The sequence below is a fragment of the Methylobacterium crusticola genome (assembly GCF_003574465.1).
GTDB lineage: Bacteria > Pseudomonadota > Alphaproteobacteria > Rhizobiales > Beijerinckiaceae > Methylobacterium > Methylobacterium crusticola.
Genome location: NZ_KZ984640.1, coordinates 1 through 15,968 on the forward strand (window position 1 = coordinate 1; position 15,968 = coordinate 15,968).

The following is a 15,968-nucleotide window of genomic DNA, read 5'->3' on the forward strand; positions in this document are numbered from 1 at the left end:
CGGCGGCGGCGCGCCGGCACCTCGGCGCGGCGCTGCGGGACGCGGCCGTCGCGGCGGTCGCCTGGCGGGACCGGGAGGCGCCCGAGCCGGGCGCGCCGGGCGCCCCCCTCGCCCTCGCCCTCACGGCCCTCGAGGGCGCCGACGCCCTCGCGGACAACATGCCGGCCGGGACGATCTTCGCGCTGCGCCCGGCCGCCGGACCCGGTCCCGGGGCGGCCTTCCTGGCCCCCGGGCGGGTGCAGGTGGCGGCGGGCTTCGCCGCCTACGGGCCCCGCACGCTCCTCGCCCTCACCGGCGGCGCGGGCGTGCGGATCTTCGCCCTCGATCCCCGGGAGGACGCCTTCCGGCTGGTCCGGGACGGGGTGCGGCTGCCCGCCGAGAGCCCCCGTTACGCCATCGACGCGGCGCAGGGCCGGCACTGGGAGGCGCCGGTGCGCGCCTTCGCGGAGGATTGCGCCCGCGGCGCGGACGGGCCGCGGGGCCGGGATTTCGCGCATGCCTGGTGCGGCTCCCTGGTGGCGGGGGCGCAGCGGATCCTGAGCCGGGGCGGCCTCCACGTCTGCCCGGCCGATGCGCGCCGGGGCCGGGCCGAGGGCCACGTGCGGCTCGTCCACGAGGCCGCCCCCCTCGCGCTCCTCATGGAGGCGGCGGGCGGGGCCGCCACGGACGGGCGCGGCACGCCCGTCCTCGACCTCTCGCCCGCCGGCCTGCACGGGCGCACGCCGTTCGCGTTCGGCTCGGCCGGGGAGGTGGACTGCCTCGCCAAGTACCACGACGGGCGCCGCCACGCCGCCGGGCGCTCGCCGCTATTCGCCCCCCGCGGCCTGCTGCGGGCCTGACGATGTCCGCCCGCCACCCGATCATCTCGGTGACCGGCTCCTCGGGCTCCGGCACCACCTCGGTCAAGAACACCTTCGAGCAGATCTTCCGGCGCGAGAGCGTCACGGCGGTCTTCATCGAGGGCGACGCCTTCCACGCCATGGACCGGGCCGCCATGCGCGAGGCCATGGCGCGGGAGCCGACCCTGAGCCATTTCGGCGAGCGGGCGAACCTCCTCGACGCCCTGGAGGCGGTGTTCCGCGCCTACGGCGAGTCCGGCGCGGGCCGCACCCGGCACTACATCCACGACGCCCGGGACGCCGCGCGCTGGAAGGGGGAGCCCGGCACCTTCTCGGCCTGGGAGGAGTTTCCGCCGGATTCCGACCTGCTGTTCTACGAGGGCCTCCACGGGGCCCTCGCCAACGCGCGGGTCAACGTCGCCCAGCACGCCGACCTGAAGATCGGCGTCGTGCCGGTGATCAACCTCGAATGGATCCAGAAGCTGCACCGCGACCGGGACGCGCGGGGCTACTCCACCGAGGCCGTGACCGACGTGATCCTGCGCCGGATGCCCGACTACGTCACCACGATCTGCCCGCAATTCACCAACACGGACATCAACTTCCAGCGCATCCCGACGGTCGACACCTCGAACCCCTTCATCGCCCGCTGGATCCCGACCGCCGACGAGTCGATGGTGGTGATCCGCTTCCGCGACCCCAAGGGCATCGACTTCCCCTACCTGATCTCGATGATCGCCGGCAGCTTCATGTCGCGGGCGAATTCCGTCGTGATCCCGGGCGGCAAGCTCGACCTCGCGATGCAGCTCATCCTGACCCCGATGATCCTCCAGCTCGTCGAGCGCCGCCGCCGCCTGCTCTGAGGCCGGCCCGATTTCGCTGTGGGCCCGGGCGCGCCGCGACACCGGGAGGGCCGCATCCGCTTGTCCTGGGGGCAGGATGGCGTAAGAGTCCCGCGGAGCCAGCCGTGCCCGCGGGGAGGCACACGTGCCTTGCGAGTCTGCCTGAATGTCGAGTGAGGCGTCGTTGCGCGAGGCGGAGGCCGGGTCCGGCCGGGCCGAGCTGCCCTACCGGCTGCGGCAGCAGGCGCTGCTCGGGGCGTTCGCCCGCATGGCGCTCCAGACCCGCGACCTCGACTGGCTGCTCCAGCGCGCGAGCGATTGCTGCGCCGAGGGCCTGGGCGCGCCCTGCTGCCACATCCTGGAGTACCGGCCGCAGGACCACGCCTTCCTGATCCGGGCCGGCGTCGGGGGACAGCCCGGCACCGTCGGGGCGAGCTTCCCGGCGGGCGACGAGACCACGCCCGCCTCCTACGCCTTCCGCACCGGGGCCGGGGTGCTGGCGAACGACCTCGTCGAGGGCGAGCGCTTCCGGATGCCCGACCTGCTCGCCGGCGCGGGCATCCGCCACGCCGTCAACGTGCCGATCGCCCTCGGCGACGAGAGCCGCCGGGCCTACGGCGTGCTGGAGGTCGGGGGCGCCGAGGGCTCCGGCTTCGACCGCGCCGACCTGGACTTCCTCGCCGGCTTCGCGGGCCTCGTCGGCATCGCGGTCGAGCGCCACCAGGGCGATGCCCGCCTGCGCGACGCCCTCGACCACCAGGCGCTCCTCGCCCGCGAGATGAGCCACCGGGTCAAGAACAGCCTCGGCGTGGTGGCGGGGCTGCTGCGGCTCCAGGCCCGCGACGCCCATTCGGACGAGGTCCGCCACGCCCTCGAGGACGCGGGCGCCCGCATCGCCACCGTGGCCCAGGTGCACGACCACCTCTGGCGCGGCCTGCATCCCGGCACGGTCGAGCTGTCGGACTTCGTGCGCGAGCTCGTGGCCAAGCTCCAGGACGAGGCGCCCGGGCACGCGCTCCACTGCGAGGCCGACGCGCGGGTGATCAGCGCCGACCAGGCCATCCCCATCGGCCTGATGGTCACCGAGCTCGTCACCAACGCCGTCAAGTACGCCTACCCGGACGGGGCCGGCGCGGTCCGGGTCACGGTCGCGGTGCAGGAGGGCCGGCTGCGCCTCGCCGTGCGCGACGAGGGCATCGGCCTGCCGGGTGATTTCGACGTGCATGCGCGCCAGCGCAGCCTCGGCCTGAAGATCATCAACAGCCTCACCCGCCAGCTCGACGGCCGCCTCAGCGCCGAGCCCGGCCATCCGGGCGCCCTGTTCGTGCTCGAGATGCCCCTGGCCTGAGGACCGGCGGGGCGGGCCCGGCCGGACCCGAGGGCGGGCCTCGAGGGGCTCGATCCGGGCGCCGCCCCTCGTGCCGGGCCGCGGGCAGCGCCGCCCGCGGTCCCGCCGGCGGCCTTGCGACGGGGCCTCCCGCGTCGGCGGCGTCGGCCCGGAACCCCCGAGGTCCAGCCCCTCGAAGACCCCGCCCCTCGAAGAACCCGGCCCCGGGCGACGATTCCGACCTTCCAGCCCCGGCGCCCGCACGCCGCCGCGCCCGCGCCGCCGATGCGCGCTGCGGCCGGCGGACCCCCACGGCGCGGCGCGGGGGACGGGTCGTGTCGGGTCTCCGGGATGCCGTCACCGCGTCGGCACCGGCGACGCGCCGGGCGCTCCTCGGCGCGGGCCGACGAGGGCGTGTCCCGTGCCGGTTCGGCGGGCAGATTGCCCGCTAATATGTCTATACAAAATCGTGCCCCGACGCTACCAAAGGCCTCTCGCGAGGCTGTGCCGGGAGAGGGTCATGAGGGCGGTTGCCGCTGGGCTGGTGGTCGCGTCCGTTCTGGCGGCGGCGCCCGCCAGGGCCGAGGACACGAAGGTGACGATCGGGATCAGCGGCTGGACCGGGTTCGCGCCGCTCACCCTCGCCAAGGAGGCCGGCCTCTTCAAGAAGAACGGCCTCGACGTCACCATCAAGAAGATCCCGCAGGCCAGCCGCCACCTCGCGATCCGCTCCGGCGACGTGCAATGCGCCGCCACCACGGTCGAGACCTGGGTGGCGTGGAACGCCAACGGCGTGCCGACGAAGCAGATCTTCCAGCTCGACAAGTCCTACGGCGCCGACGGCCTCGTGGTGCGCAACGACGTGGCCGCCATCAAGGACCTGAAGGGCAGGACCGTGGCGGCCTCCGTGCCCGGCACCTCGCCGTATTTCGGGCTGGCCTGGATGCTCAAGCAGAACGGCCTGTCCCTGAAGGACGTCAAGGTGGTCAACCTGGAGCCCGGCCCCGCCGCCCAGGCCTTCATCGCCGGCCAGAACGACGCCGCCATGACGTACGAGCCCTACCTGTCCTCGGTGCGGGCGGCGCCCCAGGCGGGCCGGATCATCGCCACCACCCTCGACTACCCGATGGTGATGGACACGGTCGGCTGCACGCCGGACTTCCTCGACCAGAACCCGAAGGCCGGCAAGGCGCTCGCCGAGAGCTACTTCGAGGCGCTCGACCTGATCGCCAGGGACCCGGCCAAGGCCTACGAGACCATGGGCGCGGACGTGAAGCAGACCGGCGAGGCCTTCGGCAACTCCGCCAAGTTCCTGCGCTGGCAGGACCGGGCCGCCAACAAGGCGTTCTTCGCCGGCGAGATCCAGAAGTTCTCCGCCGAGGCGGCCGACCTGCTGCTCGAGATCGGGGTGATCAAGCAGAAGCCCGACATCGCGAGCCTCATGGACGACCGCTACGTGAAGTGAGGGACCCCGTGCAGGCCTTGCGCCCGCTCCAGCCGATCGGGCGCGGGCCCCGGATCGTCCTGGGCCTCGGCTTCTTCGTCCTGTTCGTGGCGGCCTGGGCCGCCGCGACGCTCGGCGGGTTCGTGCCCGGGACCTTCCTGGCCGACCCGCTCACCATGGTGCAGGACGGCTGGCTCCTCGTGACGCGGTTCGGCTTCCTGTCCGACATCGGCGTCACGGTCTGGCGCGTGCTCGGCGGCTTCGTGCTGGCCGCCCTGGTGGCGGTGCCGGTCGGCGTCCTGATGGGGGCCTACAAGCCCGTGGAGGCGTTCCTCGAGCCCTTCGTGTCCTTCGCCCGCTACCTGCCGGCTTCCGCCTTCGTGCCGCTCCTGATCCTCTGGGCCGGCATCGGCGAGACCCAGAAGCTGCTCGTGATCTTCATCGGCTCGGTGTTCCAGATCATCCTGATGATCGCCGTCACGGTCGGGGGCGTCCGGCGCGACCTCGTGGAGGCGGCCTACACGCTCGGCGCGGGCGACGCCGGCATCATCCGCCGCGTGCTCCTGCCGGCCACCGCCCCGGACATCGCCGAGACCCTGCGGCTGGTGCTGGGCTGGGCCTGGACCTACGTCATCGTGGCCGAGCTCATCGGGTCGTCGTCGGGCATCGGCCACATGATCATCGAGAGCCAGGCGCTCCTGGCGACCGGCCAGATCATCTTCGGCATCATCGTGATCGGGCTCATCGGCCTCGTCTCGGACTTCCTGTTCAAGGGCGCCAACCGGCTGCTGTTCCCCTGGAAGCTCGCGTGACGGCGGCCCCCGCCGAGGTGTCGATCGAGGGCGTGGCGCGGGTCTTTCCCGGCAGCGGCGGGCGCGCGCCCGTGCGCGCCCTCGACCCGACCGCCCTCAGCGTCGCCAAGAACGACTTCATCACCATCCTGGGGCCCTCGGGCTGCGGGAAGTCGACGCTCCTGCGCATCGTCGCCGGGCTCGACCGGCCGAGCGCCGGCCGGGTCCTGGTCGAGGGGCGCGAGGTCCGCGGGCCCGGGCCCGACCGCGGCATGGTGTTCCAGTCCTACACCCTGTTCCCGTGGCTGACCGTGGCGGAGAACGTCGCCTTCGGCCTGCGCGAGCGCGGCGTGCCGGCGGGGGAGCGCCGGGAGGTCGTGGCGGCGTTCCTCGACAAGGTCGGCCTGCGGGGCTTCGAGGGCCACTACCCCAAGCAGCTCTCGGGCGGCATGCAGCAGCGCACCGCCATCGCGCGCGCCCTCGCCAACGACCCCGACATCCTGCTCCTCGACGAGCCCTTCGGGGCCCTCGACAACCAGACCCGCGGCCTGATGCAGGAGCTCCTCCTCGGCATCTGGGAGCGCGAGCGCAAGACCGTGATCTTCGTCACCCACGACATCGAGGAGGCGATCTTCATGGCCTCGCGGGTGATCGTGATGACCGCCCGGCCCGGGCGCATCAAGGCCGACGTGCCGGTCGATCTCGGCCACCCGCGCCACTACACGATCAAGACGAGCCCGGAATTCTCGCGCCTCAAGGCGCGGCTCACCGAGGATATCCGCAGCGAGGCGGTGCTGGCCGCGCAGGCGCCCTAGGGCCGCGCTCCCCCGGGGTCGAAGCCGCGACGGCGCCGAGCCTCCGGGCGGGCCGCGGGGCCCGCGACGAACCCGCGTCCACGTCGGCGGAACACCGCCCGCGGCACCGGGACGGGGATCCGGGCCGGCACCCGGCCCGCCCCGGGGAAATCGGTTGCTAAGGCAACTGATTTCCCGCAAGCTCGACGCCGGTTGCGCTTCCGGGGTATGTCCCTCCGCATGAATGGCATCGTGGTCGTCGGCGCCGGCCAGGCCGGCTTTCAGCTCGGAGCCTCCCTGCGCGAGGGCGGCTACAGGGGGCCGGTCACCCTCGTGGGCGACGAGCCGGGCCTGCCCTACGGGCGGCCGCCCCTGTCGAAGGCCTACATGCTGGGCAAGACCGACGCGGCGGGCCTCGCGCTGCGGCCCGAGGCCTACTACGCCGAGCACGCCATCGCGGTGCGGGCCGGGACGCGCGCGGTCGCGATCGACCGGCGCGACCGCCGCGTCGGCCTCGCCTGCGGGGACACGCTGCCCTACGACCACCTCGTGCTCGCGACCGGCTCGCGCAACCGGCCCCTGCCGGTGCCGGGGGCCGACCTGCCGGGCGTGCACCAGTTGCGCACGCTCGCGGACGCCGAGGCGCTGAGGACGGTCCTCGCCGGCGTCGCGGCCGTGGCGGTGGTGGGCGCGGGCTTCATCGGGCTCGAATTCGCGGCGGTCTGCGCCCAGAAGGGCATCGCCGTCACGGTGATCGAGGGGCTGGACCGGCCCCTCTCGCGCTCGGTCTCCCCCGGCATGGCGGCTCTGATCGAGGCGTCGCACGCCGCGGCCGGCGTGCGCTTCCTGTTCGGCGCCGCGGTGGCGGCGATCGAGGGCGAGGGCCGCGCCGCCGGCGTCGTCACCCGGGACGGGCGCACGGTCCCGGCCGACCTCGTCCTCGTCGGCATCGGGGTGCTGCCCAACCAGGACCTCGCCGAGGCGGCGGGCCTCCCCGTCGCCAACGGGATCGCGGTCGACGCGATGCTGCTCACGGACGATCCCGCCGTCTCGGCGATCGGCGACTGCGCGGCCCACCCGTCCCCGCACGCCGAGGGCGCCCGGGTGCGGCTCGAATCGGTGCAGAACGCCGTCGACGGGGCCCGCTGCGTCGCGGCCCGCCTCACCGGCCGGCCCGCCGCCTACACGGCGGTGCCGTGGTTCTGGAGCGACCAGGGCCCGCTCAAGCTCCAGATCGCCGGGCTCTGCATGCCCCACGACCGGGCGGTGCGGCGCGGGGCGGCGGATGCCGGGGGCGTGTCGGTGTTCTGCTACCGGGGCGACCGGCTCGTCGGGGTCGAGTCGCTCAACCGCGCCGGCGACCACATGATCGCCCGCCGGCTGCTCCAGACCGGCCTGACGCCCGAGCCCGAGGCCGTGGCCGACCCGGCCTTCGACCTCAAGGCCTTCGCGTTGCGCCCGGCCTGACGGGGCGCCTCAGCGGTCGTTCTCGGTGGTGAGCTCGTCGGGATGGATGCCGTCGCCGGGCTCGTCCTGCCGGCGCAGCCGGGCGTCCGGGGTGCCGCCGTCCGTGAAGGCGATGCCCGCCGCCTGGAGGGCGCCGCGGATCGCCCCGCGCTGCTCGCGCGAGGGCGGGTAGCGGTCCGCCTCGAAGCTGCGGATGGCCTCCGCGTCGACGTTGGCGCGCAGGGCCAGGTCCGCCTCCGACCAGCCCAGGAGCTCCCGTGCCCGGCGCACCTGCGCCGCCGTGATGTCGTCTGCGCCGTTCACCTGCTCGACCCCCGTGCCGTGTCCCGCCGTGCCGGCCGACGCGCCGGGCACGGTCTCTAACGACGCGGCTCCCCATTCGTTGCCGGCGCTGGAGCCGCTGCCGCAAGCTTTCGCGGGCCGAATTGCGCTTACGGCCAAGCTTGCTGCAAAATTACAACAGTCATCGAGAGAGTTGAGCTTGGCGGCGCCGCCGCGAGGACGCGCCCGCCCGCCAGGGTTGCCGCTCCGTGACGCCCTCCCTAGAGTGCCGCCCAAGACTAAAGGCACGATGGGGAATGCGATGAAGGCGATGCGGGTTGCGGTGGCGGCCGGTGCGGTCGCGCTTGTGGCGTCTGCCACGCAGGCGTCGGCGCAGGCGATGCTCGGCTACGGCCAGAAGAACCGCGACAAGTCGGAGCAGAAGCAGTACATCCCGCCCACCAAGGCGCAGGAGAAGATCTTCCCGCTCGACTCGACCTGGACCGCCGTCAGCCTGAACGGCAAGCCGTTCCCCGGCACCGAGCGCCCCAGCTTCATCATCGACAAGCAGTACCGCGCCCGCGGCTTCGGCGGCTGCAACACGTTCGCGGCCACGGCCTTCCCGCTCAAGGAGCAGCACCTCGCGGTCGGCCCCCTCGCGCTGACGAAGCGCAACTGCGACAAGGCCGTCGGCAGCGCCGAGATGCAGTTCTTCACCGCCCTGCGCACCTCCGGGCAGTGGGACATCGTCGGCTCGCAGCTCGTGATCAAGAGCCAGGCCGGCGAGCTGCGCTTCGACCGCGCGCTCTGACGGGTTTTTCCCGCGCACGGGTTCTCCCGCCGGCGGGTCCGCCCCGGGGCCCGCCGCCCCCGATCCTCCGGCGTCCCGACGGCCCCGTCCCCCGGGGCCGTTCGCGCGTCCGGGCGCCCGCAGGCCGGTTTCGGCCGCGTTTGCGCACTCACCGCCGCCCGGAAGCGATTTACCGGCGCCCTCCGGTGCTCTAAGGCAGCGTCGGTCCAGCGTAAATCCCGACGCTTCGGGTGCGCCGGGCAGGTCTCCCGTGGAGCGCGTCGGCGGCCCAACCAGAAGACGGACGGCGTGAGGAGGATTCGGATGCGGTCGGTGTCGAGGAGGATGCTGCTGGCGGCGGCATTGGTCGGGGGGGCGCTGACGGGCGCGCAGGCGCAGGACAGGACGCCGGTCAAGCTCGGGGCGATCGAGATCCTGACCGGGCCGAACAGCCGCTACGGGATCGCGATCCAGCGCGGCTTCGACCTCGCGCTCGCCGACATCAACAAGGCCGGGGGCGTGCTCGGCGGCCGGCCGCTCGCCATCGCGTACGAGGATTCGGCCGGCGCCAAGGAGCAGGCGCTCAACGCCGCCCGCAAGCTCATCGGCCGCGACAAGGTGCCGTTGATCCTCGGCCCCACCCTGTCGAACGAGATGTTCGCCGCCGGCCCCGTCGCCAACGAGCGCAAGGTCCCGATCGTCGGCACCTCGACCACCGCCAACGGCATCACGGCGATCGGCCCCTACGTCTTCCGCACCTCGCTGCCGGAATCCGACGTGATCCCGGTCACGCTCAGGACGGCGCAGCAGAAGTTCGGCATCAAGCGCGTCGCCGTGATGTACGGCAACGACGACGCCTTCACCAAGTCGGCCTACGACGTGATGAAGGCCGCGCTCGACAAGCTCGGCATCGAGACGCTGACCACCGAGACGTTCGGCTCGAAGGATTCCGACTTCTCGGCCCAGCTCACCAAGATCAAGGCCCTGAACCCGGACGCGATCGTGCTGTCGGCGCTCGTCGAGGCGGCCTCCGGCGTCGAGCTCCAGGCCCGCCAGCTCGGCATCGACCCGAAGGTGTTCTTCATCGGGGGCAACGGCCTGAACTCGCCCAAGCTCGGCGACATCGCGGGCGCGGCCGCCGACGGCACCCTGGTGGGCAGCCCCTGGTTCGTCGGCAAGCCGGACGCCGCCAACCAGGCCTTCGTGGCGGCCTTCAAGGACAAGTACGGCGGCGACCTGCCCGACCAGTTCGCGGCCCAGGCCTACGACACGCTGCACATCGTCGCCAAGGCGATCGACGCGGCCGGCGCGCCCGATTCCGAGAAGATCAAGGACGCGCTCGTCAAGGTGAAGTACAGCGGCGTCATGGGGCCGTTCTCGTTCTCCGACACCCGCGACCCGGCCGACACCTCGGGCGTCGTGGTGCTGGTGATGAAGGGCGGCAAGTTCCAGCTGCTACAATAGGGCGGACGCCCGCCCGGCGGGGTCTCCGGGCCGCCCCCCGTCCCGGCGGGCGGGGAGGGGGCCCCGACGCGCGCCGTGCGTCCTCCCTTGCCGGCGGCGCGGGCCCTGCCCCGCCGCGGACGGGCCCGCCCGCGGCGGGGCAGGGCCCGCGGCGGACCCGNGAGCCCCCGTGATCCCTGAACCCCCATGCTTGAGCAGCAGCTCGTCAACGGCGTCGTCCTCGGCGCGACCTACGCCCTCTTCGCCATCGGCTTCACGCTGATGTTCGGCGTGATGGGCGTCATCAACCTCACCTACGGGGTCTACTTCGCGCTCGGCGCCTTCGCGGCCCTGTGGTCGACGCAGGGGCTCGGGCTGCCGATCTGGGCCGCGCTGCCCCTCGGCGCCGCGGTCGCCGGCGTGCTCGCGGTTGCGGTCGACACCCTCCTGCTCACCCGCCTGCGCAAGGCCAAGGCGCCGGAGCTCGCCTCCCTGATGGTGACGCTCGGCGCCACGCTCTTCCTCTACGCCGGCATGGCGGCGGCCCTCGGCACCGAGATCCGCCGCTTCCCGGCGGGCGTGTTCGACGGCGGCGCCTACAGCCTCGGCGCGGTCCGGATCGGCGGCACGCAGGTGCTGATCTTCGGCGCGGCCCTCGTCCTCGTCGTCGCCCTGCTGGCCCTGGTGCGCGGCTCGCGCCTCGGCCTCGCCATCCGGGCCGTGGCGGAGAACCCGGACGCCGCCGCCCTCATGGGCATCAACGGCGCCCTGATGCTGCGGGTGGTGTCGTTCCTGTCGGGCGCCATCGGGGGCGCGGCCGGCGTCCTGGTGGGCCTCAACTTCAACGCCATCCAGCCCTTCATGGGCGAGCACATGATGCTGCGCGGCTTCGCGGTCATCATCGTGGGGGGCCTCGGCGACCTGCGCGGGGCGCTGCTCGCCGGCCTGCTGCTCGGCCTCGCCGAGGTGCTGACCGCCGCCTACCTCTCGTCGACCCTCAAGGACATGATCGCCTTCGCGCTCCTCGTCGCCACCCTGTGGTTCCGCCCCCTCGGCCTGTTCGGCCGCGCCGCCGCCAAGCGGGCTTGAGAGCCGCCATGTGGGAAGCCCTCGACGACTTCTACTGGACCTACCAGAGCCTGATCCACGGCATCGGGGTCAACGGCATCCTGGCGCTCTCGGTCTACGTGGTGCTGGCGGTGGGCCAGCTCTCCCTCGGCCAGGCGGCCTTCATGGGCGTCGGCGCCTACACGGGGGCGCTGCTCTCGGTGAAGTTCGGCGCGCCGTTCGCCCTGTCGATGGCCGCCGCGGCGGCGGTGCCGGCGCTCCTCGCCCTCGTGGTCGGCGGGCCGACGCTGCGGCTCACCGGCGTCTACCTCGCCATCGCGACGATCGGGCTCGGCGAGATCACCCGCATCGTCTTCCTCAACTGGGACTACGCCGGGGGGGCCCTCGGGCTCTCCGGCATCCCGGAGCGGGGCGGCGTCGGCGCCATCTACGGCACGCTGGCGGTCCTGCTCGCCGGCCTGACCCTGGTGGCGCGCTCGCGGGTCGGCCGGGCCATGGAGGCGATGCGCGAGGACGAGGCGGCGGCCGGCGTCATGGGCGTGAACCTGCCCCGCTACCGGCTGACCGCCCTCGTGGCGTCCTCCGCCATGGCGGGCGTCGCCGGCTGCCTCTCGGCCCACGTCTCCTCGTTCATCGGCCCCAACGAGTACGGGTTCGAGGCCGCGGTGACGATCCTGAGCTACGCCCTGCTGGGCGGCATCGGCTCGCCCCTCGCGCCGGTGCTCGGCGCCACCATCCTGACGCTGCTGCCCGAGGTGCTGCGCCCGCTCGCCGACTTCCGCCTGATGGTCAACGGCCTCATCATCGTGCTGGCCGTGCTGTTCATGCCCCGCGGCATCCTGCCGTGGCGCATCGCCCGGACCGGCTGACCCATGGCCACGCCTCCCCCCACCGGCCCGCTCCTCGCCGTCGAGGGCCTGACGCGCCGCTTCCAGGGCCTCGTCGCCGTCGACGCGGTCGACTTCGCGGTCGCGGAGGGCACGGTGCACGGCCTGATCGGCCCGAACGGCGCCGGCAAGACCACGCTGTTCAACCTCGTCTCGGGCGTGCTCGCGCCGAGCGCCGGCAGCGTGCGCCTCGACGGGCGCGCCCTCGACGGCCTGCCGCCCTACCGCCGCACCGCCCTCGGGCTCGCCCGCACCTTCCAGAACATCCGCGTCTTCTCCGAGATGACGGTGCTCGAGAACGTGATGACGGGCCTGCACACCCGGCTGACGGCGGGCTGGGGCATCCTCGTGCGCAGCCCGGCCTTCCGGGCCGAGGAGCGCGCCGCCAAGGCCCGGGCCCGCGACCTCCTCGCCTTCGTGGGCCTCGCGGAGGCCGCCGGGACCCGCGCCGGCGACCTCGCCTACGGCGACCAGCGCCGGCTCGAGATCGCCCGGGCGCTCGCCTGCGAGCCGCGCCTCGTGCTGCTCGACGAGCCGGCCGCCGGCATGAACCCGGCCGAGACGCACGCGCTGCTCGGCCTGCTCCGGCGCCTGCGCGACGAGCGCGGCCTGACCCTGCTCCTCGTCGAGCACGACATGCCCCTGGTGATGAGCCTGTGCGACCGCCTGACGGTCCTGAACTTCGGCCGCCGCATCGCCGACGGCACGCCCGCCGAGGTGCGCGCCCATCCGGCGGTGATCGAGGCCTATCTCGGCACCGGCGGCCACGACGCGGGCCCGAGGGCGGTCCCGCAGAGCCGGGGGACCGCCCCGTGACCGCGCTCCTCAGCGTCGAGGGCCTGCGCCTCGGCTACGCCCGCGCCGACGTCGTCCACGGGATCGGGCTCGCGGTCCAGCGCGGCAGCATCGTGTCGCTGATCGGCTCGAACGGCGCCGGCAAGACCACGATCCTGCGCAGCCTCTCCGGGCTGATGAAGCCCCGGGCCGGCAGCGTGCGCTGGAGCCACGGCGAGACCGTCGAGATCGCCGGCGAGGCCGCCCACCGCATCGCGCGCCGCGGCATCGTGCAGGTGCCGGAGGGCCGCCAGGTCTTCGCCAACATGACGGTGGCCGAGAACCTCCGGCTCGGCGCCTACCACGTCGCGACCCCGGAGGCGGCGCGCCGCCAGGAGGCGGTGGTGGCGCGCTTCCCGCGGCTCGGCGAGCGCCTGCGCCAGCAGGCCGGCTACCTCTCGGGCGGCGAGCAGCAGATGCTGGCCATGGGCCGGGCGCTCATGGCCGAGCCCGTGCTGCTCCTCCTCGACGAGCCCTCCATGGGCCTCGCGCCCCTCATCGTGGAGGAGATCTTCGCCATCATCGCCTCCCTGCGGGCGGAGGGCCGCACCATCCTCCTCGTGGAGCAGAACGCCAGCGCGGCGCTCGCCATCGCGGACTACGCCTACGTGCTGGAGACCGGCCGCATCCGCCTCCAGGGCGAGGCCGCCGAGGTCGCCCGCAACCCGGAGGTGACGGCGGCGTATCTGGGGGTGTGAGCCGGCGGGGAGCCCGGACCGGTCCGGGCGGTCCTCAGGGCTCCCGGGGCGGTCCCTCCGGAACCTCCACGCGCACCACTCGCCCGGTCACGGGGTCCAGAACGTGGATCGTCGCCATCACGGCTCTCACCTGATTTGCCCTGCCCGGCAGAATGCAACCTAAGAGAGAATTCGTAAAGATGATTCGATATCGTGAGTAGTACGTAGACCAGGATCGACGCGGGCTCGCCCGAGGAGAGAGTGGCGGACCGCCCCCGGCCCTGCGCCCGGCGCTCCCGCCGGCCGCCTGCGCGCGACGCGCCGGCGCCGGGCCGGCATATCCCGTCGGCAGGAGGTCTGGCGACGACACCTCCGCGTGCGATCGATCCGTCGGGCGGGACCGGCCCGCCGGGCTGCGGGACTGGTCGCACGGCGACCTTGCGCGGGCCCCCGGGGCGCTCGCCGCCGCCGGCGCATGCTCCGTGAACCTGAGGTCACCCATCGGGCAACTGATCAACGCCGGCTGCCGGTACGACGAGCAGGCCGACGTGCCCCTGCCGGCGCGGCGCCGGGGCCCCGGCCGCGCGTCAGAAGCCCAGGACCGCGCTCGCGCAGATCCGCGGGATCAGGCTGATCACCGGGAACCCCGGGCAGGCCGGGTGCCCGCGCTGGAACAGCGCGTGGTAGGCGATGCCGCTGTCGCTCTTGCCGACCGCCATCTTGATCGGGGAATCGTAGGTCTGGTTCAGCCAGTACATCAGGCCGGCGCAGCCCATGATCTGCTCCTCGGTCAACGTGTCGCCGGGAACCGCGATGTTCTCGATGCTGACCCAGTGCGCGTCGATCGTGTCGCCGTCGACCGACCAGGCCCGATCGTCGGTGTCGATGAATTGCCACATCTCGCCGTCTTTATTGACGCCGAAGTGTGCTGACGCTTTGTGCGCTTTATTGTTGAAGGTAGAATACAATCCGGCAAGCGAGGGCGGTGTTCTGATGCCTGTCTTTTTGTTGAGGGCGCCGTCGGTAATGTGCAAGATGAGCCCCTTGGTCGGACTCTGCCGTCGCCCTTTGTTAAAATTTGCCGAAATCGGTTTCCAGGTTGCGCCCTCGTACTTCGCCATTGCGACAATCCTCGTCCGGGCGACACAATCGATGCGGTCCTCTGTCCTGAGTACAGGGAAGACCACGCCGCAGGCGTCATGCGTTTGATGGAGATGGATCGCCGGGCCGGCATCCTCGGGGCCGAGGGGCCGCCCGGCGCGACGATCGGGGCGGGATCCCGGATCGGCGCACCAGCGTTCGTCGGCATGAACGTCCACGCCCCGCCGACCCCGTCCCCCGCGCGCCTGTGGCGCCCGCGCCGGGTGCTCGTCACCCCGGCCGCCCTCGACCACGCCCACGGACGCGCGATGGCGGGCCGGCTCGAGGCGCTCGGCCTGCCCGTCGAGCGGCTGAGGAGCAATCGCCTCACGGGCCTGCGCCCCGAGGATCCGCGGCGGGCCTACGTCGAGGCCAAGAACACCCTCGCGCTCGTCGTCGCGCCGCCCACCAGGCTGAAGCTCCAGCCGATCCCGCCGAGCGCCGACTGGCGCGTCGACCTCGCGGAGGGCTGCCCGGCCCACTGCCAGTACTGCTACCTGGCGGGCTCGCTCGCGGGTCCGCCCGTGACGCGGGTCTACGCCAATCTCGGCGAGATCCTCGCCACCCTGCGGTCCTATGCCGGCAGCGGGCGGATCACCTCCGCGCAGGAGGAGCGGGCCCACGAGGGGACGACCTTCGAGTGCTCCTGCTACACCGATCCGCTCGGCATCGAGCACCTGACCGGCTCGCTCTCGGAGGCGATCCGCTTCTTCGGCGCCTGGGAGGCGCCCGTGCAGCTGCGCTTCACCACGAAGTTCGCCGCGGTCGAGCCCCTGCTCGGGCTGCCCCACGGGCGCAACACGCGCATCCGGTTCTCGGTCAATGCGCGGGCGGCCGCCCGCTACGAGGGCGGCACGGCGCCCCTCGCGGCGCGCTTCGCGGCGATGCGGGCGGTCGCCCTCGCGGGCTACCCGGTCGGGCTCACGGTCGCGCCGATCCTGCCGGTCGAGGACTGGCGGCAGGCCTACGACGCCCTGATCGCCGAGGCCGCCGCGGCGCTCGACGGCGTGCCGGACCTCGACCTCACCGCCGAACTCATCACGCACCGCTTCACGCCGGGGTCGAAGACGGTGCTGGAGGGCTGGTATCCGGGGTCCGGCCTCGCGATGCGGGAGGACGAGCGCGCGCGCAAGTTCACCAAGTTCGGATCGGTCAAGTACGTCCTGCCGAAGGACCTGATGAGCGAGATGCGCCGGCACATCACCGGGCGGCTCGCCGCACGGCTCCCGGCCGCACGGCTCCTCTACTGGACCTGACGGCCGGGGAGGGCGCGTTCCGGCTTCCCCGGGGCCGGGCGGGCCCGTCGGGCGCCCCGGGGCCGGAGCCGCGCCCGGCCGGCGCGGCGCGCGGCGGTCGGGCGGCTC

At 73.3% G+C, this 15,968-nt stretch carries 16 protein-coding genes; 14 read left to right on the top strand and 2 right to left on the bottom strand.

The window, feature by feature from the left end:
• The 7 genes from DT057_RS04415 to DT057_RS04445 form a co-directional block, all read left to right on the top strand.
• Positions 1–839, top strand: an 839-nt coding sequence (locus tag DT057_RS04415) for a class 1 fructose-bisphosphatase (protein WP_162501314.1), incomplete at its 5' end; no start/stop codon positions are given.
• Positions 840–841: 2 nt separating this feature from the next.
• A complete protein-coding gene (locus tag DT057_RS04420) occupies positions 842–1,702 on the top strand; it encodes a phosphoribulokinase (RefSeq protein WP_128560908.1) in 861 nt (286 codons plus the stop codon).
• 145 nt (positions 1,703–1,847) lie between these two features.
• Positions 1,848–3,029, top strand: a complete 1,182-nt coding sequence (locus DT057_RS04425) for a sensor histidine kinase (RefSeq protein ID WP_128560909.1) — start codon at positions 1,848–1,850, stop codon at positions 3,027–3,029.
• A gap of 499 nt (positions 3,030–3,528) precedes the next feature.
• Entirely contained in the window at positions 3,529–4,473 is a 945-nt protein-coding gene (locus DT057_RS04430) for an ABC transporter substrate-binding protein (RefSeq protein ID WP_128560910.1), read from the top strand.
• Between the two features lie 17 nt (positions 4,474–4,490).
• Positions 4,491–5,264 carry an ABC transporter permease gene (locus DT057_RS04435; protein ID WP_128560920.1) on the top strand — a complete coding sequence of 258 codons (774 nt, stop codon included), beginning with the start codon at positions 4,491–4,493 and terminating at the stop codon, positions 5,262–5,264.
• Positions 5,261–6,058, top strand: coding sequence for an ABC transporter ATP-binding protein (locus DT057_RS04440; protein WP_128560911.1), 798 nt, complete (start codon positions 5,261–5,263; stop codon positions 6,056–6,058). The genes DT057_RS04435 and DT057_RS04440 overlap by 4 nt, the downstream gene beginning before the upstream one ends.
• Positions 6,059–6,265: 207 nt before the next feature.
• A complete protein-coding gene (locus DT057_RS04445; protein WP_128560912.1) occupies positions 6,266–7,504 on the top strand; it encodes an NAD(P)/FAD-dependent oxidoreductase in 1,239 nt (412 codons plus the stop codon).
• A 9-nt stretch (positions 7,505–7,513) separates the two neighbouring features.
• Here the strand turns inward: DT057_RS04445 and DT057_RS04450 are convergent, their stop codons facing one another.
• Positions 7,514–7,858: a helix-turn-helix domain-containing protein gene (locus tag DT057_RS04450; protein ID WP_238313777.1), complete on the bottom strand. Its 345-nt coding sequence runs from the start codon at positions 7,856–7,858 to the stop codon at positions 7,514–7,516.
• A gap of 229 nt (positions 7,859–8,087) precedes the next feature.
• Between DT057_RS04450 and DT057_RS04455 the strand changes: the two genes are divergently transcribed.
• The 6 genes from DT057_RS04455 (at position 8,088) to DT057_RS04480 (ending at position 13,485) form a co-directional block, all read left to right on the top strand.
• On the top strand, positions 8,088–8,576 hold the full coding sequence (locus tag DT057_RS04455; RefSeq protein WP_128560913.1) for an META domain-containing protein: 489 nt from the start codon (positions 8,088–8,090) through the stop codon (positions 8,574–8,576).
• 303 nt (positions 8,577–8,879) lie between these two features.
• Entirely contained in the window at positions 8,880–10,019 is a 1,140-nt protein-coding gene (locus tag DT057_RS04460; RefSeq protein ID WP_128560914.1) for an ABC transporter substrate-binding protein, read from the top strand.
• A 186-nt stretch (positions 10,020–10,205) separates the two neighbouring features.
• Positions 10,206–11,087 (top strand): branched-chain amino acid ABC transporter permease, encoded by an 882-nt coding sequence (locus DT057_RS04465; protein WP_128560915.1) that lies wholly within the window; start codon positions 10,206–10,208, stop codon positions 11,085–11,087.
• 8 nt (positions 11,088–11,095) lie between these two features.
• Positions 11,096–11,935 (top strand): branched-chain amino acid ABC transporter permease, encoded by an 840-nt coding sequence (locus DT057_RS04470; RefSeq protein ID WP_128560916.1) that lies wholly within the window; start codon positions 11,096–11,098, stop codon positions 11,933–11,935.
• Positions 11,936–11,938: 3 nt separating this feature from the next.
• A complete protein-coding gene (locus tag DT057_RS04475; protein WP_128560917.1) occupies positions 11,939–12,769 on the top strand; it encodes an ABC transporter ATP-binding protein in 831 nt (276 codons plus the stop codon).
• Positions 12,766–13,485: an ABC transporter ATP-binding protein gene (locus DT057_RS04480; protein WP_128560918.1), complete on the top strand. Its 720-nt coding sequence runs from the start codon at positions 12,766–12,768 to the stop codon at positions 13,483–13,485. The genes DT057_RS04475 and DT057_RS04480 overlap by 4 nt, the downstream gene beginning before the upstream one ends.
• A 566-nt stretch (positions 13,486–14,051) precedes the next feature.
• On the opposite strand, the gene DT057_RS04485 is transcribed toward DT057_RS04480, so the two are convergent.
• Positions 14,052–14,585: an N-acetylmuramoyl-L-alanine amidase gene (locus tag DT057_RS04485; protein WP_128560919.1), complete on the bottom strand. Its 534-nt coding sequence runs from the start codon at positions 14,583–14,585 to the stop codon at positions 14,052–14,054.
• A gap of 186 nt (positions 14,586–14,771) precedes the next feature.
• On the opposite strand from DT057_RS04485, the gene DT057_RS04490 reads away from it, so the two are divergent.
• Positions 14,772–15,860 carry an SPL family radical SAM protein gene (locus tag DT057_RS04490; RefSeq protein ID WP_128560922.1) on the top strand — a complete coding sequence of 363 codons (1,089 nt, stop codon included), beginning with the start codon at positions 14,772–14,774 and terminating at the stop codon, positions 15,858–15,860.
• The last annotated feature ends 108 nt before the right edge of the window (positions 15,861–15,968 follow it).